At 44.2% G+C, this 23,587-nt stretch carries 18 protein-coding genes; 9 read left to right on the plus strand and 9 right to left on the minus strand.

The features are described from left to right. Window positions 1–83 precede the first annotated feature (83 nt). The 4 genes from M0413_RS00495 to M0413_RS00510 form a co-directional block, all read right to left on the minus strand. A complete protein-coding gene (locus M0413_RS00495; protein ID WP_249552781.1) occupies window positions 84–1,166 on the minus strand; it encodes a hypothetical protein in 1,083 nt (360 codons plus the stop codon). Between the two features lie 109 nt (window positions 1,167–1,275). Continuing rightward, on the minus strand, window positions 1,276–2,409 hold the full coding sequence (locus M0413_RS00500; protein WP_144375530.1) for a hypothetical protein: 1,134 nt from the start codon (window positions 2,407–2,409) through the stop codon (window positions 1,276–1,278). A 38-nt stretch (window positions 2,410–2,447) separates the two neighbouring features. Continuing rightward, window positions 2,448–2,819 (minus strand): cytochrome c3 family protein, encoded by a 372-nt coding sequence (locus tag M0413_RS00505; protein WP_086023967.1) that lies wholly within the window; start codon window positions 2,817–2,819, stop codon window positions 2,448–2,450. A 3-nt stretch (window positions 2,820–2,822) separates the two neighbouring features. Further along, on the minus strand, window positions 2,823–4,343 hold the full coding sequence (locus M0413_RS00510) for a flavocytochrome c (protein ID WP_249552782.1): 1,521 nt from the start codon (window positions 4,341–4,343) through the stop codon (window positions 2,823–2,825). Between the two features lie 337 nt (window positions 4,344–4,680). Here M0413_RS00510 and M0413_RS00515 point away from each other — a divergent pair, with 337 nt between their 5' ends. Beyond that, entirely contained in the window at window positions 4,681–5,463 is a 783-nt protein-coding gene (locus tag M0413_RS00515) for a TetR/AcrR family transcriptional regulator (RefSeq protein ID WP_249552783.1), read from the plus strand. Window positions 5,464–5,557: 94 nt separating this feature from the next. Here the strand turns inward: M0413_RS00515 and M0413_RS00520 are convergent, their stop codons facing one another. The 3 genes from M0413_RS00520 to M0413_RS00530 all read right to left on the minus strand — a co-directional run bounded on the left by M0413_RS00520 (window position 5,558) and on the right by M0413_RS00530 (window position 9,098). Beyond that, window positions 5,558–6,157 carry a response regulator transcription factor gene (locus tag M0413_RS00520; RefSeq protein WP_249552784.1) on the minus strand — a complete coding sequence of 200 codons (600 nt, stop codon included), beginning with the start codon at window positions 6,155–6,157 and terminating at the stop codon, window positions 5,558–5,560. Between the two features lie 10 nt (window positions 6,158–6,167). Next, entirely contained in the window at window positions 6,168–7,937 is a 1,770-nt protein-coding gene (locus M0413_RS00525; protein ID WP_249552785.1) for a sensor histidine kinase, read from the minus strand. A gap of 162 nt (window positions 7,938–8,099) precedes the next feature. Further along, window positions 8,100–9,098 carry an FAD:protein FMN transferase gene (locus tag M0413_RS00530; RefSeq protein WP_249552786.1) on the minus strand — a complete coding sequence of 333 codons (999 nt, stop codon included), beginning with the start codon at window positions 9,096–9,098 and terminating at the stop codon, window positions 8,100–8,102. Window positions 9,099–9,413: 315 nt separating this feature from the next. On the opposite strand from M0413_RS00530, the gene M0413_RS00535 reads away from it, so the two are divergent. From M0413_RS00535 to M0413_RS00550, 4 genes are all read left to right on the plus strand, one after another. Continuing rightward, complete coding sequence (locus M0413_RS00535) at window positions 9,414–10,766, plus strand: FMN-binding protein (protein ID WP_080612436.1); 1,353 nt, start codon at window positions 9,414–9,416, stop codon at window positions 10,764–10,766. 15 nt (window positions 10,767–10,781) lie between these two features. Next, window positions 10,782–11,822: a porin gene (locus M0413_RS00540; RefSeq protein WP_321163451.1), complete on the plus strand. Its 1,041-nt coding sequence runs from the start codon at window positions 10,782–10,784 to the stop codon at window positions 11,820–11,822. Between the two features lie 364 nt (window positions 11,823–12,186). Next, window positions 12,187–14,424: a hypothetical protein gene (locus M0413_RS00545; RefSeq protein WP_249552787.1), complete on the plus strand. Its 2,238-nt coding sequence runs from the start codon at window positions 12,187–12,189 to the stop codon at window positions 14,422–14,424. Window positions 14,425–14,434: 10 nt separating this feature from the next. Further along, the gene (locus tag M0413_RS00550) at window positions 14,435–16,132 is read left to right on the plus strand and encodes a toxin-antitoxin system YwqK family antitoxin (RefSeq protein WP_241407103.1); all 1,698 of its coding nucleotides are present in this window, start codon (window positions 14,435–14,437) and stop codon (window positions 16,130–16,132) included. Between the two features lie 87 nt (window positions 16,133–16,219). Here M0413_RS00550 and M0413_RS00555 read toward each other — a convergent pair whose 3' ends face one another. Further along, window positions 16,220–17,041, minus strand: a complete 822-nt coding sequence (locus tag M0413_RS00555; RefSeq protein WP_069454512.1) for an AraC family transcriptional regulator — start codon at window positions 17,039–17,041, stop codon at window positions 16,220–16,222. Between the two features lie 104 nt (window positions 17,042–17,145). Here M0413_RS00555 and M0413_RS00560 point away from each other — a divergent pair, with 104 nt between their 5' ends. Then, window positions 17,146–17,679, plus strand: a complete 534-nt coding sequence (locus M0413_RS00560) for a carboxymuconolactone decarboxylase family protein (RefSeq protein ID WP_037415794.1) — start codon at window positions 17,146–17,148, stop codon at window positions 17,677–17,679. A 13-nt stretch (window positions 17,680–17,692) separates the two neighbouring features. Continuing rightward, window positions 17,693–18,130 carry a DUF417 family protein gene (locus M0413_RS00565; RefSeq protein ID WP_037425515.1) on the plus strand — a complete coding sequence of 146 codons (438 nt, stop codon included), beginning with the start codon at window positions 17,693–17,695 and terminating at the stop codon, window positions 18,128–18,130. A 153-nt stretch (window positions 18,131–18,283) separates the two neighbouring features. On the opposite strand, the gene M0413_RS00570 is transcribed toward M0413_RS00565, so the two are convergent. Continuing rightward, the gene (locus tag M0413_RS00570; protein ID WP_037415799.1) at window positions 18,284–19,921 is read right to left on the minus strand and encodes a lactate permease LctP family transporter; all 1,638 of its coding nucleotides are present in this window, start codon (window positions 19,919–19,921) and stop codon (window positions 18,284–18,286) included. 696 nt (window positions 19,922–20,617) lie between these two features. On the opposite strand from M0413_RS00570, the gene M0413_RS00575 reads away from it, so the two are divergent. Further along, complete coding sequence (locus M0413_RS00575) at window positions 20,618–21,574, plus strand: DmsE family decaheme c-type cytochrome (RefSeq protein WP_172590350.1); 957 nt, start codon at window positions 20,618–20,620, stop codon at window positions 21,572–21,574. 14 nt (window positions 21,575–21,588) lie between these two features. Continuing rightward, the gene (locus M0413_RS00580) at window positions 21,589–23,577 is read left to right on the plus strand and encodes an MtrB/PioB family decaheme-associated outer membrane protein (RefSeq protein WP_249552789.1); all 1,989 of its coding nucleotides are present in this window, start codon (window positions 21,589–21,591) and stop codon (window positions 23,575–23,577) included. Window positions 23,578–23,587 lie beyond the last annotated feature (10 nt).

Consider the following 23,587-nt stretch of genomic DNA (forward strand, 5'->3'; position numbering starts at 1 on the left):
AAGGTGAATTGGATCACGGCATATTTTGAGTGGCAAACTTATTCGTGACTCTACTCGCGAATAATCTTACCGTCTGAGCCGCTTTACAGCTGCAATTGCATGCTGAGCTGGGCATAGTTGGCCATTCCCTGCTGCGCATAGGGATGGGCTGAGCTGTTGTTATCTTCAATTTGATAGCGGCCCACTTCAATACCTAGGGTGAGTGCTTGGGTTAAATTGGTAAACAAATTCACACCAACGTGGCTGCGATCCGTTTGTTCTCTCTCTGTGCGAGTATGACCAAAAAAGAGTGTCGAGCGGGTGTAGTCAGTCCAAAAGTGCCTGTAGGCAAACATGGCTGATGTCGAGGTTTCTAATTCTCCTTCAATAATATCGCGCGCGGCATCGGTGCCGACATAACGACCTAGGTGGCCGTAGTGCAATTGCAGGCGCAGATCATCTTGGCCAAAGGTAAGGAGTTTGGCGGCAAGGGAGAGCCCGCCAGCCCATTGCGATGTGCCCGCTGGATCTAAATAACGCACTAAGCCTGAGATAGACACATTGCCCCACTCGCCGGATTGGTTGTAGCGGGCAATCATATCTGGGATGTAGTCATGGCTGGTATCAATCCAGTTTGGTTTGGCTGCTGTAACGCTGGTTAGTCCATCCGTTTGGGCTTGGGTGCCGTAGGTGTAGGGATTTTCGAGGGCGAATTGCCATTGTTCGGTGCTATAGCGGATAAGTGCTTGTCTTACCATGGCTTGTCCTACCAATGGCCCGCCTAAATCGGCTGTTTCGGCAAAGGTACTGGTATTGACTAAGGTTGACCAGGTTTGCCCGGCGGTGATGCCTTGATAACTGATATAGGCATGCCTAAGCCGTGGACTGTAGGAGTTGGAGATAATCGGATTTCCTTGGCTGGAGCCAACAAAATCGATTTCGGCAAAGGCTTTGGCCTCATCGGTGTTAAGTGTCAAATTAAAGCGGCTTTCTTGGGCGCCAAATTGGGTGCGTTTGCTGTGCTCGACAACCTTGCCTCCACCTGTCCAACTGTCTTGAAAGGCTAGATTTCCTTCAACAAAGCGAGTGTTGGCCTTAATAAAGCCGCCTAATTGCACATCGGCGGCATATAGTGAGGATGAACAGATAAAATAAACAGCAAGTCTAGGTAAATATTGTAGTTTCATCGTTCACTCTATAAGAAAAAAACATAAAAAAAGCCCTAACGAATAGGGCAAAAAAAGGTATAGCAGTCTAAAACGGCAGGGAGGAGGGACGTTCTAAACTGCGCAAATATTAGAAGTAGTAACCAAAGTTGATGTTGATACGTTTATCCCAATCGTTACCGACTTCTGGTAGGCCAACGTGGTCGTTATTGGCGGTCGAGAAGGTCATGTTTTTACCCATGACAAAGTCAATCATGGTGTAAGTTGGGCCTGCAGAAATCGCCATACCGGTGACGTTTTGCATGCTGTTGTCGTAGCTATCGTCATCAACATCAGGCGTCATTAAACCAAAGTCGTTATAAAACTTAATGCTGCCCCAATCTGTGTTAACCGTTTTGGCAATGTTGATGTTATAGGCTTGGCCTTTTGAGGCGATTTCGTACTGCCAGCTCACCACCGATACGCCAATTTTGTTGTCGTCGATAGCATCTGCAGCATTGTATTCATACTGCATGGCTTGCATTTGTAGGTTCCAGCCGTTGTAGCTGCTGTCTAAATGCAGTGCGACAGCATAGCGGTCGCCATTATTACCGGTTTTGCTGTTGTAGATTTGGCCGACCTGTACTGAGCCACCAAAAGTGGTTGCGCCACCTTCGTATTCGGCAGTGTAGGTTTGGCGCACGTTGAGTTGGTTGGTTTCTTCGTTGTTGTATTCAGTGCCATTGATGGTGCCGGTATACAAGTCAGTTGAATAACGCTTGTTTTCGGTTGGGCCGTATTCGGCATTTTTATAAAACGCTAAATCCGTGTGCCAGCCGTTTTTCTCATAGGTTGCTTTTAAGCCGATGTCATGGTCATCCTCAAAGCCTAAATAGTAAGGCAGACCAAACCACCAACTGTTAGAGATAAACTCGCGGTTACCAAAGGGCACTTTGTTGATACCAAATTGCAGTTGCCAATCTGGGTCAATGTTGTAGTAGCCATAACCATACTTGATGTAGTTAGTGCCTGAGGTAAAACGGTATTCTGCCGCTAAACCGAAATCGCCTTTTTTACCATCAAATTTGATGGCGGCCATGTCGAAGTTAAAGTCGCCGCCTTTATCCTTCGATTTTTCATCATAATCGCGATAGCCATAGTTAACGCGCACGGCGCCGCCAACATTGATGCCATCTTCTTGCTCTGCGGCAAAGGCGTTAGTTTGAGATAGTGCGATAGCGGTTGCCACCATGGACAACATAAACCGGGTGGATTTTTTCATCATCATTACCTTTCTTAAGTTTTTGTATTATAAAAATTAAATTACATTTCTTTGAACCAAGTGCGGTGGCATTCAGCGCACACTGGAGCCTTTTTCTCATGCTCGCTGTGACAGGCTAAGCAGCTGGCACCTTGGTTGTAGTGCAGTGATTTGTGTGGATGGGCTTCAGGGATGGCAAGCTTGGACTCGTCCACCGCAATACTGGTAATTTCGCCATGACATTCAACGCAGGCCGCATCGGTGGCATTTTGTTTACCCGAACCTTGGTGACACCCTTTACAACCATCTTGGTAGATAAATTCGTGGTTGGTTCTGCCTTGGGTGCTGCCTTTCATCTTGACGAGGTCTCCGGCATTGGCTGCGCCAGTGAACAGAGTTGCAACAACGAGTGTGAGTAGTAATGTTTTCATCATGATTTAGGCCTGCATGTCAGATTTGATGGTTTCAGCAACGATAATTCCCATCGTTAAGCACTCTAGACAAGCTGTTGAACTTAAACGGGTTCCACCGTGAGTTCCGCCTGTCGCTTCGCCGACGGCATAGAGCTTTTTGATGGAGGTCAGTGACTGGCTGTGTATGACTCGTGCACCTAAATCGGTTTTTAAGCCGCCCATGCAGTAGTGCACTTTTGGCCAAATACGCGACACAATAAACGGCGCTTTAAGCTCAACTGCCGTATCCATCATGCGGCCAAATAAAGGGTCAATGCGCTGGGGCACTTGCTTGTTGTACTCGGCAACGGTTTGTTTGAGCTGTGCAAGTGGGATATTGAATTGCTTAGCTAATTGCTCAAGGCTATCGACTTTCCAAGCGATTTGGTCACGTACCGCGCGGGTCACTTCCTCTGCACCAACATGATCGTCATGGTTAAAAAACACCACGGGATAGGCGGGTGAGCCATCTGGATGACGGTTTTTCATAATGGCATCGGAGCAGGTTTTTCTATCGGCGCGTTCATTCATAAAACGCTTACCGTCTAACACATTGACTGAAATTCCTTTATGGAAACCAATCGAGAGCAGAGCATTTGACCAGCCAAAGCCGCCTTCATCGGGCGAGCCCCAGTGACCTGTTTGAATAAAGCTCATATGAACCGGGAAAGCACCGTGTGCCATGGCTGTTAGCGTGACTTCGCCTGTTGCGCCAAGGGCATTGGTACAATCTAAGGTTTTATCTAATGCAGGGTCGACCAGTTCACGTAGTGCTAAGTTACGTGAGAAACCACCGTGGGCAAGGATAACGGCCTTATTGGCTTTGATGTAGATCGTTTTACCGGTTTTGAGATCTGGAAAGCGATAATTTTGACGCACTTTCAAGCCAACAATCTCTTGGCCATCCATGATGAAGTCTTCAACATAGTGTTGTAGACGGTATTCAACGCCTTCTTTTTTACCTGCTTCGTACAGCTTAGTGGTGATATCGCCACCGACACCGTGCTGAGTGCGAATAGCACGTGCTTTATTGTGGCCACCCACTTGTTGGTTAAAGCCTTCGCGGAATTTGACGCCAGTGTCGATACACAATTGGTAGGCATCGAGGGCGCGATTGGCAATTTGTCGCAGCATGTCGGTATTTTGCATACCGCGGCCAGAAATGATTTGATCCTTCACTAGCTCTTCGGGCGAGTCATCGTTGATCCCTTGAGCTAATTGAATTGGGTTTTTAGGGATAGCTAACCAGCCACCGTTGATTGCAGAGTTGCCCCCGATCACCTGCATTTTTTCTAATACCAGTATCGAGCCTAGACCTTGACGCTTAGCATTTAGTGCGGATGACAGACCCGCAAAACCCGAACCCACGACAATCACATCGCGAGTTTCATCCCATTTAATGTTTGAGGCGCATTCAGTGGCTGATGCTGCACTTGGTAGTGCCGCTGCGATACCACCGACCGCTGCGCCTGCACCTAGCTTTAAAAAACTTCTTCTATCATGCATTTTTTGTTAACCCTCTATGTCAGTTATCAGCAAGATAGAGGTTATGAACCGCGCCTAAGGAGAAGTGAGTCACGACTTTTTTTCAGTGACAATTTTATTCGTGAGTTATCTCGTGAATATCTTTTCTTTGAAGTAGATTGCTTTAATAACGAACGAGATGAAGATAATTTAATCTATGAAAGTATGCTGTTGATAAAATGTAAGTTTGAGGTAACTCACAAAGGTTGGTATTTAAAAGGTTTGGATGTGACCTTTATCCCGATTAACTCTTTACTGTCTATAAATATTATTTGTTAGCAACACATAATGTACTTTTTACGTATGTTGGAATAAATGAATGAAATGTCCATCTGATTCACTCTCTATTTTACGTTGTAATCAAATATTGGATGCGGCTGAAAGGCTGATTGAATCACAAGGTATTGTATCATTTAAGTTTTCCCAGCTGGCACATGAGGTTGGATGTTCTACAGGTACTTTATATAAGTTTTTTGAACGTAAAGAAGATGTGTTGGTTTGTTTATTTTTAAGAAGTGCAACATCAAATCACTTACCGATATTTATCCATAAGAATCCAGAGTTAACTGCACAAGAGAAAGTGCTTTTACCGATATTATTTACTTTTGAAACCATTAAGCGCAGTAGTAGCTTTTTTACGCTGCGTTCGGTGTCGGTAAATACCATGGTTTGGAAATTGGCGAGTGATGAAAAAGTTGAACGTTTTAAAAAACGTATTAATGCTTTTTGGGGGTGGTTTACAGACTCATTACATTTAGCGGTTGAGAATGGTGAATTAGTCGCCACTCCATTACAAATAAAAGAATTAGTTCAAGGAATTACCTTTTATCTAACGGGAGCTCTGACACAATTTGAAAGTCAATTGATTGCGCCTGAGTTTTTATCTGGTCGCCGTGAAACCTGTTATCGACATTTGGCAAACCTGATGGCGCGATACGATTGGAAAACGCCTTTAACCTTTGCGCTGTTTGATTCGTTAGAGGCCAGAACCATCAAGTTTTTTGACCAACATTATCGTGACCATATGACCTGCGCAGCCTGTAGCGCGCTATCAAATACCGACACCAAGGCATTATCTCCCTGTACTCGTCAGTGTGGTTAGGGCGTCCTGCAATTCGGGTTTTATTTCACTCGCAGTGAGCGAGCTTTGTCTCACTGCTACTAAGAATTAGGCTAATTAAATCATAAACTTAATTTCAAGATTTATGATTGGCTAGCAACCAAGCAAGTTCGGCGGCGTTACTCACCTGCATTTTTTGCATGACTTTTTGCCTGTGTAACTCAATGGTTCGCTGCGCGATATCCAGCTCTGCTGCAATGACTTTATTCATTTTTCCCGCCAGTATGCCTTCCATCACCTGCGTTTCACGCTGGCTGAGGGTGGCGAGTCGTTTGGCAATGTCTGATTGCAAATTTTGTTGTTGCCATTTTTGCTCAGTATGTTGTTGAGCTTGGGTTAAAAGCTGAAATAGCTTCTCACCATCAACCGGTTTTTCAAGAAAGTTGAGTGCGCCCTGTTGGATGCAGTCTACGGCCATGGCAATGGTGCCGTGACCGGTGAGCATGATGACGCTGATTACACTTTGCGCTTGATTTAAATGGCTTAGCAGTGCGACGCCATCCATACTTGGCATTTTGATGTCGAGCAAAAGTACGGCGGGTTGCTTGATATCAACACTTTTTAAAAACGTATCCGCAGCGTTAAAGCCTTTGCAGTTAAGCCCCATCCCTTCAAGCATCCAGCTTAACGAATCCAGTACATCTTGATCATCATCTACAAGGTAAAGTGGTGTCATTTGAGCTCTCTTAAGCTGATGGCTGGTTGAGTGGCAGGGTGACTTTTACCGTTAACCCCGGCGCGGCATGTTGTGCTTCAATTTTGCCTTTGTGTTCCTCAATAATGCGTTTGCAGATAACCATGCCTAGGCCAAGCCCTTGGGGTTTGGAGGTTTCAAAGGGAAAGAATAAGCGTTCGAGGGCGTTATCACTCAGGCCGCAACCCGAGTCAGTGATATGAATATAGACGCTTTCGCTTGTGGTACCTGTGTCGATAATCAATGACTTATGGGGGCTGTTTTCCATGGCATCTAGGGCATTGCGTAATAAATTCACCAGCACTTGCTGGATCAAACTGGCATCGGCAAATACGGGTAAGGTTTGTAAGTTGACTTTAGGGCTGAGTTTGAGCCGCTGAAATTCAGGTTGCATCAAGGTCAAGGTTTCTTCTATCACGGCGCGTAAATCACAGGGCTGGTAATCACTGCTTTGTTGGCAAAATGTGCGCAGACGATGGATAGTGGTTTGGGCTCTATCGACCTGGTTGATGACCTTATTGAGCGCGGTAGCAAGTTCGGCTTGGGTGTTATCTAGCCGATATAAACAGCCTTGGGTGAGATAGCGAATACCGGCCAGGGGTTGTTTTAGCTCGTGGGCAATGCCTGAGGCCATTTCGCCCGTCAGCAGTACCCGTTGGGCGCGGTAAAACTGTTGTTGTTGCTCGAGTAAGATTTTTTGGGTGTGCTGATGATGGGTTATTTCGGCAGATAGGGCTTGGGTGCGTTTGACCACTAAACGTTTAACCCTTAAGTGATGAATATAGCCGAGTAACAAAGCAAAAATGAAGCTTGCACCCCAAGGTAAGGCATTGTGCAGTAATCGCTGCCAGTTAGTGACAAATGGCCATTGCTCTAATTGTTTTAACAGTTCAAATACCGGGCTATCGTCCACGGGGGCTGACCAATATTGATATCTTCCTTGCACCGCCGCTTGGCTCTCTGGGGGTATTTGCAACAGGCTGGTGACCACTTGGGTAGCAAGTTTATGATCTGTATGGCCTAATTTGGTTAAGGCATAGCCGGGATACAACTGGGTGGATACTTCGCAGGCAAAATCAGGATGCGGTTGCTTAAGGACCACTTTTAATTTATTCGCTGGAATGAGTCCTCGCTCTTGTGCATTTTCCAATACGCAGCTAGGTAATATCGCAACATCAGCCTCACCCGATAACAGCATTTGCAATAGTTTTTGCTGTGGAAAACCAATAAAGCGCAGCTGGGGAATATCGCGGTAGGCATTGATGCCTTTGGTTGCCATCGTCGCTGCAAAAATTTGAAATCCGCCAAAGGCTTGTGGGTCGCTTGATACTAACTTTTCATCTTTAAGTTGTGCCCATTGGCTCAGGTTGTTGTCAATTCGCGTGACGATGGCAGAGCCGATGCTCTGCTCTGGTGAATGCACGCGGTTATGGACTAGGGTGAGTAAGTGACTGGTACCATAGTTTTTTTTAAATGCGACCGTGGTGAGGGCATTGCCAATTAAAAAGTCGATACGTTGCTTAGCGAGTGCTTCATCTAATTGAGTTGGCGTTAATGGCGTGAGTTGTACCGGACGATGCAACTGCTGGCTCAGCCAATCAGCAGTAGGTTGCCAATTGGCCATGACTTCATCGGGTTCATTAAACGCCATTATGCCTATTCGCACCGGATCACTTGTATGGCTATCGGCGGCAATGGCTGGCAGCTTAAAGCCGATAAAAAGGGCCAGGATAAACATTAATCGAGTGAAGAATTGATACATGATTTAAACCTGGCTGGGCGATTTCATTTAGTGGTTAACACAACAAGACGTTACAGCATCGCTGTAAAATAGGCTGCGCGATGCTGAGCTGATGGCCAAAAATAGTGGCTATATTATGCCCATTAGTGATTGCTGATATATTGAGCCGCTTCACACATTAGCCTAAGGGGTGAGTTTAGCGCGATATTGTTCAAATTGTGGGGTGGCGATTTTGGTGCCTTGTTCATCCAGAAACCATACCGCTTCAATATCGCCAATACGCTTTATTAAGGCTTGCGCTTCAGGCATCGGTAATAAAAACAAACTGGTTGAAATCACATCAGCAAGAATGGGTTTATTCTTCATAATAACCGATACTGAGATACCTTCATTTTTCGGATAGAGTGTCGTTGGATCAATAATGTGATGATATTCTTGACCATCTACAGTGTAATAGTTTAAATAATTACCACTGGATACAATGGTAATATCTTCACCTTGAATGATTTCATGGTAAATATTGCCGCTATTAATCTCGATATTATCTTTATTTTCTAGTTGATATTTGCGGATTAATGGATTTTCGATTGCTGTAATAAATTGGCGGCCATCTGGGTGGGTGCCAAAATGGCGAATATTTCCACCGGCATTAATCATAAAGGCAGTAATATTATCGGCTTTTAATTGGTCGTACACTTTTTCAACCATCCAACCTTTGGCTATACCGCCTAAATCCAGCTTCATTCCTGGTTTCATTTGAATGGTATTATTGTTTACATCGAGTTTTATCTGTTTTATATCAATGTATTTTGCCGCGTTGGCTAACTCGATATCACTGGGTAGTTCGCATGCGCCACCCTGTTGGCAACGTTTTCGATAGCTTCGCCAAACTTCTAACACGGGGGCTAAGGCAACGTTAAATCGGCCTTGGGTAATGCCATGCCATTCAATACTGGTTGCTAATAATTCGGTGAGTTTTGCATCGATATGGTGTAATTGTTCAGGATTGTTATTGATAGTCTGGATATTGGTGTAGCCAGGGTAAGTGCTAAAGTTTGATGCTAAATAATGATATTCCTGCACCACATTAAGTGCATGGCATAATGCTAAATAGGATTTGTCTTTATCCGCTTCGTAAATATCAATGGTAATAGATGTGCCAAAATATTTTAACGTATTCATACTGCCTTTCCCGTGCTCATAATTAAATGTTGCATTGGTATTGCAGTCGAATGGTGAAAAAGTCGCATTTACCATTGTTGGCGTAAAAAAGAGATAAATTAATACAGTAAAAGATAATAAATATTTCATACATCCCCCATCTTGATGACGATTAAATTAGTAGCATGAATTTCAGTTGATGACAGTAATCAATCAGCAAAGTGTTAGCTAACTCAACTATTTTGAATTGAGGTTGGCATATTGCGGTTATCCGCAATTGTCGAATTCTTTCCGAGGTCTATGCTGGCGGCAAGTTCATTAGTTGAAGAGCGTTATATGATGAAAACTGAATTACATTTTAAAAAAAGTTTGCTGGTTAGTGCGGTTGCATTCGCAACATTTGCCTTAGCAGGTTGTGCTAATACCGCACCGCAGGGGAAATATATTGATGGCGTCCATCATGTCAGTGGTAAGGGTAAAAAGAGCGACATCACCCTTGAAGTTAAGGTTGAGCAGGGGAATATCACTCAGGTAAAAACTCTGTCACATAAAGAAACCGAGTCACTGTACCTTAATGCTGAGCGTTTGCTACCCGAGATTGTGAGCCGTAATGGTCATGAGGGGATTGATGCCATCTCAGGCGCAACCTACTCATCCAATGGTATTTTAAAAGCAATCAATGATTTACCTCGTGTAGATGGCAGTAAGCCTGAATATCAAAGCGTGGGTGCTCGCAGCCAAACAGGGGATGATGATTTTAAACTGAAATGGTCTATCCAACCGCGTTTAGGCTTAGTGAAAGGTGATTACTACTTTGAAGAAGCCCGTTTCCGTCAAGGGCATATGGGTAGCATGTTGGTGGTAGTGGATTCAAACAACCTTCAGGATGTGATCCTGGCCGAGTTTAATGAAAGTGGTCGTCCGAATTACTACACTCGCCTTTACCAAAATGTGCCTAAGCGTATGTCTGAATACAATTTCTCTATGGGCAAAAAGAAAGGCACCGCATGGGTACAATCCGCATTAACCATGGAAAAGCTAATGATGGAAAAAGACCAGCTTACCTTTGAGTTAAATCCTCACTACGATCCTAAGTTAGGCAACCAGCTCAGCGAGCCTAACCGATTAAAATATAAAGGTATTGATATTGTTGCTGGCGCCTCAAACAGCATTCAGCAATCGATGATCCCCTTGACAGCTAAGATCCATAGTCGGATTCAAGCAGGAGCGAGTGATGCGCTTTTTTATCAGCAAGCCGAAAAATTGCTCGATGAAAAAGGTCGCTGGACAGGCGTTACCGCGATGTTGCGGTTAGTGGTTGATAAAAATAGCCACAAAATTACCCATGCCCATTACGATGAAATCTTTGCTGACGAGAAGAAAGATATCCAAGACGCCTCATTGAAAGCATTTTATCGCCAATCCAAATATGACTCGATTAATTATGTTGAACCCGCGCGTATCGGATTTAACGTGATGATTGATGCCTTATCTTCGCATCTGAAAGAGGGTGGTTCGCTGTTCAATATTAATGATTTACCTGCGGCAGGTGATACTGGTAGTTACGCTCAAACCGGCTTTACTAAGCGTTCAGATGCCTGGGACAACTATCTGCGACTCGCTGATGTGTTGTACAAGCAAATGCGTGCCGATGGCGTGATTAATGAACATGCCTTACCTGCTCAGTAATATTGGATACCTAACATGATGAATAAATCATTTGCTATTTCGATGCTTACCTTGGCGCTATGTGCTACACAGGCCGTGGCCGATGAACATAAGTTTTATGGTCGTATCGATTATTCGGTAACCAATTCCGATAGTGGCAGTGCGACGCATAAAAATAAAAGCGGCACCGTATTAGAAAATAACTTTACGCGCATCGGTATTAAAGGCGCTAGCCAATTAACCGACAGCACCTCACTGTTTTATCAAATTGAGGTTGGCGTAAATGGTGAGAGCCAAGATAGTGGCGATAAACCATTCTCAGCACGCCCAACATTTATTGGTGTGAAGCACAGCACTTATGGTGCCTTAGCGGTTGGACGGATTGATCCGGTATTTAAAATGGCTAAGGGGATGTCAGATGCAATGGACAATTACTCCTTAAAACATGACCGTTTATTTGCCGGTGATAAGCGTTGGGGGGACTCCTTTGAATACAAATCCGCCCATTGGAATAAGTTGCAATTAGGTGTGAGCTATTTATTGGAGGACAATCATTACACTAATAATGATAACCGCCGTGATAATGGCAATTACCAGTTAGCGGTTACCTATGGTGATAAGTTCTTTAAAACGGGCGATGTGTACGCTGCAGTTGCCTACAGTGATGGTGTGGAAGATATTGAAGCTTACCGTGGCGTTGTCCAATATAAGTGGGATAAATGGCAGTTTGCGACAATGCTGCAACATTCAAAATTGGTGAATACTGATAAAACCGATTGGCAACAGCGTGAAGGTGACGGTGTTATTGTTAGTGCCAAATATCAATTAGGCCAATTATCATTAAAGGCCCAATATGGATTTGATAACTCCGGTACCGGATTAATCGCGAATCGTGTTTATGCCAGTAAAAACACCCTAATTGATGAGGTACCAGAAATCTCTCAGTGGGCGATTGGTGCTGAATATAAATTGAGTAAGTCAACACGGCTACACACCGAAATCGGTCAGTTTGATGTGAAGCAATATGATGATTTTGACGACACCATTATTAGCCTTGGTATGCGTTACGACTTCTAAAATTTATCAATAGTTTATCACCTTGCTAAGTTATGTACTGTATTTAGCAAGGTGATAATTATTTAGCCTAGTTGTTAGTTTTGCAACATGATGTTTACTTTGTTGCGCTGGCAGTATTTTTTGCTTTAAACCACTATTTAGTGATATTTTGAGTTCGGTGCTTTTCTAATTCTTTAATATTCCCTCCTTCTTCAGCCCTCGAAAGATATAGTATTAAGCGACACGCCAAATAGCCGTTAAGCCTGCATAGAAAAAATACTATGCTAATGACTACTATATAAGTAAAAAATAACCTAATAATTTTCTTTATGTTCCATGAACGGGCATAATGCGGCGTTTAATTATTTAGTTACAAGGAATAACCATGAAGTATTTGGTTAGCGTAGTGAGCTGTTTTCTATTATCGGCCTGCTCTTTTGGGGATGCTGATGTGGAGTTTAATCCTAAAAAAGGTGAAGAGCGTGCATATCAAGTGTATAGCTCCACCAAGATTACAGTCGATACGGATAGTCGTACCGAAACAGTGAATACCACATCCCATCAATTGTTGCGTTATAAGGTTCTCGATACGGGCACAAATAGTCGGTTTGAAGTGCATGTCGATTATATGAAAATGCGTGATGGTCAAGGGAGTGGCGTGAGTAGTGGCGAACGGGCTGATCGGAACCCTGAAATGCACGCTATTTTTTCACAGGGTTTTGAATTTACATTAAATTTAGACGATGGCAGCGTTAAAGCATTTAGCGCACTCAACAAGCCTGTATGGCAAGCGCAGTTGGCTGAGCGGGGGCTTGAACTGGAGCAGGAGCTTAAAAAGCTATTTAGTTCATCGGTCTTTCTTAACAGCATACCCGCTAAAGAGGGCGCTATCGTTGCGCTTCCAGCCTATCAAGGCCATGCTAATGCCAAGCTTACCGTGTTAAAAGTCACAGAGACACATGTACTGGCTCAAGTGCAAAGTGACGGTGCCCAAGCCAACATTTACGGCCAACTGATGCTAGAGCGTGAGCGAGGTTGGCTAGTGCAGATGGCTTTAGTCGCTGAAGCGCCATTTGAGCGTTATGGCTTTAAAGGCGTGATGCGCAGCAATGTGATAATGGTGCCCAGTGAGCGAAAGCTGGGTGACCTATCGCAACGAGTGGGTTTTGATTACGATTTCCCGCCAACAGAGTACCCAAAACAACCTGAATTAGTGCTAGAAGATGCGAATAAAACCTTAGCGGAAGAGGCGGTATTTGCGCTTGATGCGGGTTACTTTGACCTAAGTGATGACCAACTAAGCCTTGCTTATCAGCATGATGTTTCAGGTTTAAAAGCCTCTGGTGATTTTCACTTAACCGATATCACCGCCCACAGTGCCGATGGTCGCGTGCTGCCAATACAACTATTTAAGGTCGGTGGTTACAGTTATCCTGAAAAGGATGGTTTTTATCGTTCCCTTGAGCAACATTTGCTTATCGGCTGGAACGAGCCCTCGACACTGTTTGATCAGGTAGCTGAGTTTCGTGCTAAAGCCCATTATCAAGGGGCGAAACTGGTCAAACTGACCTTGACGCCAGATCCAAGCAAAACGGTGACCTTGCAGTATCAAGATTTACAACTAGAGCTGATCCCCGTTGCCGATAAACCCTTCACTTATTTGCTGACATCGAAGGATGCGACCAATAAATCTTGGTTGACTGGCCGATTTGACGGGGCTGAAGGCGCTATGCTGAAGTACCAAACCCCGACTACGACAGGGCCGGATTGGTTAACCCCTGCTGAGCTGAATATGTTGGCGTTAGTCTCATCGGAGCAATATCAATCCACCACCCTGTTTAGCTTTCCTGCTGAGCCGCCGACGCTCACCATTTATGTTAATACTGCCGCGGATAGTCGCGAATTGACTAAAAATGTTCGTTTTATTCCGATGAACGATTACATGCAAAATACCAACTATCCCCCAGTGTATGAGACAACGCTTTACCGTGACGATATGTATGCGCATTACGATGAGCAACCGCAACCCTCAATCCCCGATGATCCCGCATTACTCGAACCACAAATGCTGGCCAAATACGGCGTTGGTTTACAGTTAACCTCCGAGCAAGCCGCGGTGTGTCGTTTGAGCGTGGTGGATGCGCCACAAGTCGATGGTCACACGTTGCAATGGACATCTATAAAATCTGAAAACAGCTTAGTGGAGCAGCTCGATAAGTCTGTACAGTATCAACTGACGAGTGCCGATGGCATCCGTCGCAACTTTTATGGTATCCGTGTGGCCAGCACTTTAGCCTGCACTGGTACTCCTCAATGGCAAGCACTTACCTATCAACCTAAACAAGGTTGGCTGATTGATATCACCCAACTGCCCAATTTAGATACTACTCAAACGGTGGCCGACTTTATGCGCCGTTATCGTTTTTTAAATGCGCAGAATGTAGCGTTAGCTCCAGCTATTCAAGGTGATGGCAGTGATTTTTATCAGCGCCCGTTGCTGCAAGTATTACGTGAGGAGCGCTGGTTTGTGCTGGCAGGGCGAGCTGCCGCGATAGAATATCTGACCATCAGCGGCGATCCAGTGAATAAGCAGTGGATTACCACCTTCCCAGCATTACCTTAAGGAGCCGAATATGAGAGTTTTATTAATATTATCAGTGCTCTTTATGTCATTTAATTTGTCTGCGGAGCGGATCTTACTCGACGAACAATGGCGCCTTAGCGATGTGCCGGGTGAAGCCATCTATTATCAGCAGCAAGCGGCAACAGCGCAAAATGGCGAGTGGCCAGTGCAGCTATTTTATCTGGAGACGGATAAACCGGTTTTTAAGGGCCGCGTTAACAGTCCCAATTTAGCGGAGAGTTATATTGTTGGTGATTTCGAGTTCTTCTACCCCGACGGTCAACTGTCTCGCAAGGGCAGTAGCGATGCACAAGGGCGTTATCAGGGAACACATTTGCATTACTGGGAAGATGGAAAACTCTCGGGAGAGTACCACTACCTGAATGGCCAGTTACATGGAGAGCAGAAAAGTTACCATACCAATGGTCAATTACGCGACCATCAACATTATGTGAATGGTGTGGAATCTGGATTAGCGCAAAGTTATTTTGACAATGGCCAGCTGCAAACACGGGTAACCTATGGCGCTAACGGTATGGAAGGGCTTTATGAAAGCTTCCATAACAATGGGCAGCCGGAGCAAACCGTGAATATGGTGGCGGGAAAAAGAGAAGGTGAGCGACTGTATTGGACAAAGGAAGGTTGGTTATTCACCAAAGAGTTTTATCTTAACGGCAAAATACATGGCGAAGTGTTGGTTTACCAAGCGGCAGATGTGTTACAGGAAATTAAACACTATCAGCATGATAAGCAGGTAGGGATACAGCAGCGTTTTGATCCACAAGGGCGGTTAGCAGCGCAACAATTGTATGATAAGGATGGCCGCGAAATTCAAAATATTAGCTACGATGATGCAGGCAAAGTAACAAGCCAAACTGACACACAGTATCTTGCCAAAGGCCAGCTAACTACTGAAAAACGCTTCGATGCAACTGGAGCATTAACCGCTCAATATCAGCGTGATACTGTAAAGGACTGGAGTCTGCGTCAGCGTTTTACTGCAACCGGTGAGTTGATTGAACGGGAAGAACAACTCAAGGGACTGCATGACGGTTTGTATATTGGGGATGGCTGGAATGGTTATGTCCGACGGATAAACTACAGCAAAGGTAAAATGCACGGCGCATATCGCGAAGATAATGCCTTAGACGGTGGATTTGTCACCGGGCAATATCATTTCGGTGTAAAGGTCGGTAGGTGGGTGACCAAAAGCGCTGATATGACCCGTAATGAGCAGTTTAATCAACAAGGCCAGCTTAACGGTGAACAAACCGAAATCGCCGCCGATGGCACGCTAATGCTGCAAGCGTTTTATCAAAACGAAAAATTACATGGTGCGTATTTACAGCGTGGCTTTGATAAACAATTGCAGGCTCAAGGCCAGTATGTAAACGGTCAACGTGAAGGTAAATGGTTGGTTGATGACAGTAGTTATAACCAGGTTAAGCTCTGGCACGGGCAGTACCGTGCGGGCCACGAAGTTGGTCGCTGGCAAGCGTTTTCGGCAAATGGCCATTTATTAGGGCTGATGCAATATGATGATAAAGGCCGCTTGCAAGGTAAAAGCTACAGCTTTAACGAAGATGGCAGCTTGGAGCGAAGCGAGGAGTACGTTGATAATCAATTACACGGTCAATTAGTGTATTACTTCAATGGTGAAGCCTCATCCGTGTATCACTATCAAAAAGGGGTTGATGTCGGTCAATAGCAGAACGGTAATCGCCCCAAACCCATCTTGGGCGATTTGAGGTGAACTGAACGTATTGGCTCAAGGATGAGCTAATGCACATCAGCGCTAACGGTGTGCTTTAAGCCAGCGTCCTGGTGGCATCCCAAATTCTCGTTCGAATGCGCGTGCAAAGGTTGCACTGCCACTGTATCCACCACTCAGTGCAACCTGAGCAATAGGTTCCCCAGCCAATAATTGTTGGCATGCCATCATCATTCGCCACTGAGTCAGATACTCAAGTGGCGATAATCCCGTCAACAGTTGAAAATGAGCCGCAAAACGTGAGCGAGACATGCCCGCTTCTTTCGCGAGTGTTGCTACTGTCCATTTTTCCTCATAACGCTTATGCATCACGCCAATCGCACGCGCTAGTCGTGGATCAGATAATCCAGCCAATATGCCTTGTTGAGTGTGGCCATTATCAACGATGTAACGCAACAATAAGATAAATACGGTCTCCAACAAGCGAGTGATAATGGGGGCTTGGCCATATTGATTCGCAAATGCCTCTGAAAAAAGTAGGGTGACTAGCGGTTTTAATTCTGGCTGTTCACTCAGCGGTAGCACTAATACATTGGGGAGTGCCATTTGTATTGGGGATTGGTTTCCTTGTCCAAATGAAACGCTCGCACAGACGAGATCACATCCTTTAGCATCAACGGGTTCCATGCTGTGTTTAAGCCCCCGAGGAAAAAGGATTAGGCAAGGTTCTGTTAACAATCGTGGTTCATCAAATTCTTGATAAAGCGTCATCGCACCCGCGTTAAGCAAGTGTAGATGGCCCCCTTCAGGATAATCTTGGCTAAGCGAGGTTTGGCATAAGTTACCAGCGAAAAACATCGAGGCACGTGGCGCTGTATGAGCCAATAGAATTGAGAGAGGATCCATTTTGAGACGATAGGCGTTTAATTAAGGACTATTTGCGATAAATCGTATCATTGTGGGCTGTAAGCTATCAACCGTAACTTACACAATTAAATTGGAGCACGACTATGAGCCGTATTAAACCTGTTTCTCAACCTTCTTCAACTGTTGCACCAAGCTTTGCCGCAATGCAGCGTAACCTTGGTATGGTACCTAACCTATATGCCACGTTAGCTCACTCGCCAGTGTTATTTAATGGATTTTTGGCTTTTGCTGACGCACTAGGTAAGGGGCGGTTAACGACGACTCAGCGTGAATTACTCGCGCTGGCAATTGGCCAAAGTAATGAGTGCCAATATTGCCTATCTGCACATACATTATTAGCGAGTAAGGCCGGCCTATCAGTTGACGCGATAAAGTCTGCGCGCCAAGGAAATGCAGAGTCTCCTCTCGATAATGCTTTGTTGCAACTGGCGACCGCGTTAGTTCATCAACGTGGAGTGCTCACCGATGAACAACTTGCTAATGTTCGTCACGCTGGCGTTGATGATGAATTAATGCTCGAAGTACTCGGCCAAGTTGTAGTCAACACCCTGACCAACTATGGAAATCATTTGGCCGCAACAGAAATTGATTTCCCAATAGTTCCTTTGCGTCCTTAGCTAAGGAGCATTTATGAAACAATATGATAAAGGTTTTTTGCTTGCTCTTGGCGGTGTGGTACTGACACTCCTCTGGATTGGCATATTTAAGTTTACGCCAACCGAAGCGGCAGCAATTCGTCCTCTCGTTGCAAGTCATCCTTTGATGAACTGGCTCTATAGCATTTTATCTGAACAGGGAGTATCTAACTTAATTGGTGTGGTTGAGATAGTCACAGCAATAGGGCTGGTGATAGGGATTTGGCGCCCACGTGTTGGTTACTGGGCGAGTTTGAGTGCACTCATCACTTTTGTCATGACGCTGAGCTTCCTGTTGACCTTACCCTCGGTATGGAAGTTGGTTGATGGTGTACCGGTTACCGAGTTCTTTATTCTCAAGGATTTGGTATTTCTGGGTGTGGTTTGGTCTTACCTTAATCAAAATAAGGCGCAACTCATTCGGGCATCTTGAGCTATTAGCATGACAACGTAAATATATGTGCAGTGCATATCGTCCATTTAAATAAAGTCATTGATATAAGCACAGCCAACTATTTTTATCGCAAATATAAAAAATGCCGAGTGATAATTCACTCGGCATTTTGATATTTTTGATAGGAAAAGTTTACTTAGTAAAAAACACGAGTGTCCAAGGTATTATGTATGCTTGGATCACTGTGAGTAAACCAATAAAAGTACAGAAAAATAGACTGTGCTTTAGAGTAAAGCGGAAAAGATCAGATTCTTTGCCCGCTAACCCTGTAGCAGCACAGGCAACCGCAATAGATTGTGGCGAAATCATTTTTCCTGTTACCCCACCAGTCGTATTTGCGGCGACTAATAACTCCGGTGTTACACCAATTTGGTTTGCAGTGTTGGCTTGCAGCGCACCAAAAAGAGCATTTGATGAGGTGTCTGAACCGGTTAAAAATACCCCTAGCCAACCTAAGAATGGTGAAAAGAACGGGAAAGCCACTCCAGTGCCTGCCAGTACTAACGCTAAGGTTGAAGATAGACCTGAGTAGTTTGCTACAAAAGCGAATGCTAATACTAAGCCTATGGATAATATAGGGAATTTTAATTCAATTAATGTTTCTTTAAATGATTTAAGTGCATTACTTACTGACATTTTAAGAATAAAAATTGAAATTATTGCGGCTAATAGAATGGCGGTTCCTACAGCGCTTAATATATTGAGTTTATATATTGCGGCATAGGGGGTTTCTTTAGTCACAATCGGGGCCGTTTTTATCACTAAATTATGCAAGTAAGGTACTTCAATACTGATAGTGGCAAAACTTAGTGCGAGTTGTACATCTTTTAAACTCCACAGGGTTACAATCGCGGTAAGAATAATAAATGGAGACCAAGCTTTAAATATCTGACTATTAGAAAACGTAGATTTTGGCGTAATAGCTCTTTGCTTCATTCCTGAAAAAGTGAAAATTTCTTTTGGTTGCCATACTTTTAAAAATAATGTCAAACAAACTAGGCTGACTAAAGCAGAAGTAATATCGGGTAATTCAGGACCGATAAAGTTTGAGGTAAAAAATTGTGTAACTGCAAATGAAACGCCTGCCACTAATGTAGCGGGCCATGTTTGACGAATTCCCCTAATACCGTCCATCATCGCAATAAGCCAGAATGGCACTATTATCGATAATATTGGCAGTTGACGGCCGGCGAGTTGTCCAATATGGAATGGATCAAGTGATGAAACCTGACCTGCGACAATGATAGGAATTCCCATCGCGCCAAAGGCTACAGGCGCTGTATTCGCGATTAAGCAAAGTCCTGCTGCGTACAACGGATTGAATCCAAGCCCGACTAATAATGCCGCAGTAATAGCCACGGGAGCACCAAAACCCGCCGCTCCCTCAAGGAAGGCTCCAAATGAGAAACCAACCAATAGCATCTGTAAACGTTGATCTTCTGTCACTGAAATTACAGAGGAACGTATAATCTCGAATTGGCCTGTTTTAACGGTGATTTTATATAAAAATACCGCGGTAATAATGATCCAAGCTATAGGCCAGAGACCATAACTAAAACCATATATAGCAGATGCAACTGCCATCGTGACAGGCATTTTATAAGTAATTATTGCAACCGCTAGGGCAATCAATAAAGTTAAAGCTCCGGCAATATAACCTTTGAGTTTTAACACCGTCAAAGCTAAAAAGAAAAATACAATAGGCAGTAAGGCGACTATTGCAGTTAGCCACAAGCTACCAAGTGGCGTATATGTTTGGGTCCAAGTCATAGGGAGGTAGGTCCATGTAGTTATAGTATGTTAATAAACGGTATTGCATACGCAACGTCACAGATACTAATGTTTGGTGATGTAGATGTAATGTTTCTTGTTGTGATAAGTGACTTTGGTCACGCTATATGTGGAGGCATAGGGTTTTAGTCAGATGGCTGGCGAGTGAGTGCATAAATTTAGCGCATTAATGCTATTTAGCTAAATTAGTTTTTGTTTGTTATATTGAAAGAGTTTTATCTTTATTAGAGTAGCTGAATTTTAGCTAGTGATAACCTTATATTAATTCACATATCTGGTTATTATTAATTTTAAATTAATTTATTTTAGTGGTTAATTAATTTTAACTTCTTCTCTATATTAGAAATCTAGGATTGTTGAAATGTGATCAAAATATAATTAGTCTTAGTGAATGTTGGATTTAATCAAAACAACTTTAATACAATAAATTAACCATTTCAGTTTCTTCTTCTGGTTTTATTTTTTTAATTTTATTACTTTCAATGTATTGGATGATTTTTGAGAATGATTTTCTTTTGTTTTTTTTAGTGATCTAAGGCAGGTTTTTAGCGGTTTTTAGATGTGGGCTGGCTTATTTGATGTTTATTATTAACAATCGTTAACCTTGGTTTCTTTGTGGTTACTATAAAAGTGGATTTTCCACTGCTAAGTCATGTTAACCATAAGGCATTAAATATGAGATGGCGTAAAATTAAAACTCTGATAATGGGAGCGAGCCTGTTCCTTATATTATCTCCATCTGTTAAAGCTCAAGATATTCCATCAAGTCACAAACTGGGAGAGCAAATAGAAAAAATACTCACAGATAAGTTTGCTGAAGGTAAATATTCCGCTAAAGGCGCAGATACTTGTTTAATGTGCCATCGTAAAAATAACACCGTTATGGCTATTTTTGATGGGGTGCATGGCGATATCAATAATAGCAAATCCCCAATGGCAGGATTGCAATGCGAGGCATGCCATGGGCCACTCGGACAGCACAATCAAGGAGGCAAGGAGCCAATGATTAGCTTTGGTTCTGACAGTCCATTGTCAGCACCGAGCCAAAATACCGTTTGTTTAGGTTGCCATCAAAAAACTGAGCAAAGTGGCTGGCATAGCAGCTTACATAACATGGAAGAAATAGCCTGTGCGGATTGCCATAAAGTCCATGCAGCTAAAGATCCGGTACTGCAAAAGCAACAGGTGAGCCAAGTGTGCACTTCTTGTCATACTCGGCAGAAATCCGATATGAATAAGCGTTCATCTCATCCATTAAAGTGGAATGACATGACCTGCATCGATTGTCATAACCCCCACGGTTCATTTAATGAGAGTGCCTTAAAAAAGACCTCAGTTAATGACACTTGCTATAGCTGCCATGCGGAAAAACGCGGTCCTTTCCTGTGGGAACATGCTCCTGTGACCGAAAACTGTTCCACTTGCCACAATCCCCACGGCAGTGTGAATGACGCGCTCGTCAAGCAACGCGTCCCTCAACTATGCCAACAATGTCATGCCGATGATGGACATGCTAGTCGGGTGGTCACTCAGCCAGGTTCTGACGCGTTTGGTGCTGGTATGGGATGCCTCAATTGTCATAGCCAAATCCATGGCTCCAACCACCCTAGCGGCAGCAATTTTGCCCGTTGATTAAGGAGTCTGCCATGTCTTTTAAACTTAATATCATTACCTTGGGATTGCTTGCTGCTACCAGTGGTGTGAGTGCTGCAGACTTTTCTGTGCACAAAGCTAATCTGCAAGGGCTAAAGTTGGATGCTTATCAGTGTAAAAGCTGCATAGGAGAGAAGCGTTATCAAGGTGAGCTGCAGTTAAGTGCAGGCTGGGCCGAGAATGATGATATTCATGCGGGGAATGCCTTTGGCGATGCCAGCGATGGATTGCGCGCGGCTATGGATGCGGACGTAGGTTATCGCAATGCGGGTTATGAAGCTAATGTTCAAGCATATCAATTGGGACTAGAGAACAGCTATGCCCACCTTGATGCGGGTCGGTCTGGACAGTATGCCCTGAACCTTGATTATCAATTATTAACTCGATACGACAGCCGAGCGCAAACGCAGTTGTGGCACAACAATGGCCTACTTTTGCCAGACACTGCGACTCGAGATGTCGATTTACAGCTGGAACGCGAAAAGGTGGGCTTGGGATTAGCCGCGCAATATGGCGTCATGCAGGCGTTTATTAACTACGACCACGAACAAAAAACGGGTAATCGTCGCAGTAGTTTAGTAACTCCTCGCCCTGTTAACTTTGCACTGCCTGTTGATGCTAACACTGAAAACCTCAATGCTGGCCTGAATATTTCGGGTGAAAATTGGTTAAGCGAGCTGGCTTACCATGGCAGTTTTTACCGAAATAATATTAATAACTTAAGCTTACCTTATTTGCCCGATGTTTATGCTGCTACGCCTGATAATGATGCCCATCAAGTCTCGTTATCTGGGCAATACATGCTTGGACGTGGCAACGTCAATGGCCGTGTCGCCGCTGGACGGATGCTTCAAGATGGCGATTTAATCCAAGTCAGTGGTAATCCGTTACAGAGCTGGGATGGTCAGGTTGATACCTTAGATGCGCGGATCGGCTTTAGCAATATGTTAAGCCCGCGATGGCGTGTTAACGGTCAGGTTGACTATAGCGAACGCGATAATAAAAGTTCGGTATGGGAGTTTGCGCAATTAGAGTTTGATAATGTCAGTGGTGCATTTAAGCAAAATGTCCCCATGGACATCGAAAGGCTGATATACAAACTCCACAGCAGTTACCGTTTTAACAGTGAGTATCGCCTCATGGGAGGCTACGACCGTAAAGAGGTAGAACGCAGTTACCTTGAGCGGGAACAAACCCATGATGACGCATTTTGGGCCAAGCTGAATATCAGATCCTTGGCAAACACTGTGATTGATTTTGGTGGACGTTACGAGAACCGCAGCGGCTCGGTCTACAACGCTGTCGAAAATACCTCGATTGAAGAAAATCCACTATTGCGTAAGTTTTATCTCGCAGACCGTGAGCGTCAGGCGGTTGATCTGAAGGTGAATTATGTACCACTTTCGTGGTTGACTATTGATTTAAATGGATATTATGCCAAGGATGATTACGCTAAAACCATTATAGGCCTCACTGAATCGACCGATTATGGTTATGACCTGCAATTGGGGATGCAACTCTCTGAGCAATTGCACCTCTATGCCTCAGCAAGCCAACAATGGATAGACTCCACCATCGCGGGTAGCCAATCGTTTTCCTCACCAGACTGGTATAACGATGTTGCTGATGAATTTATCAATTTAGGTGCAGGGTTTACCTATAGTGGTTTATTCGATGACAGGCTGACACTTGGTGGGAATTATCAATTCTCCAACTCCGCAAGCGATATCTTAGTCACCTATAACGAGGTCCAGCCATACGGCGATTACTACTCCTATCACCACAGTGTCGAGCTCTATGGTCGCTACGCTCTGAGTGAGCGTATGGGGCTCAAGCTAAGTTATCAGTACGAGCGTTATTACGACACTGACTATAGCCAATCCGCAGTCAATAGCATTCCTGGGTTAATCACCCTAGGCGACTTAAACCATAACTACAACGCGCACTTGCTGATGTTTACCTTCAGCTACCTGCTGCCTTGATTGATAAGAG

The sequence above is a fragment of the Shewanella sp. 8A genome (assembly GCF_023475945.1).
Taxonomy (GTDB): Bacteria; Pseudomonadota; Gammaproteobacteria; order Enterobacterales; family Shewanellaceae; genus Shewanella; species Shewanella xiamenensis.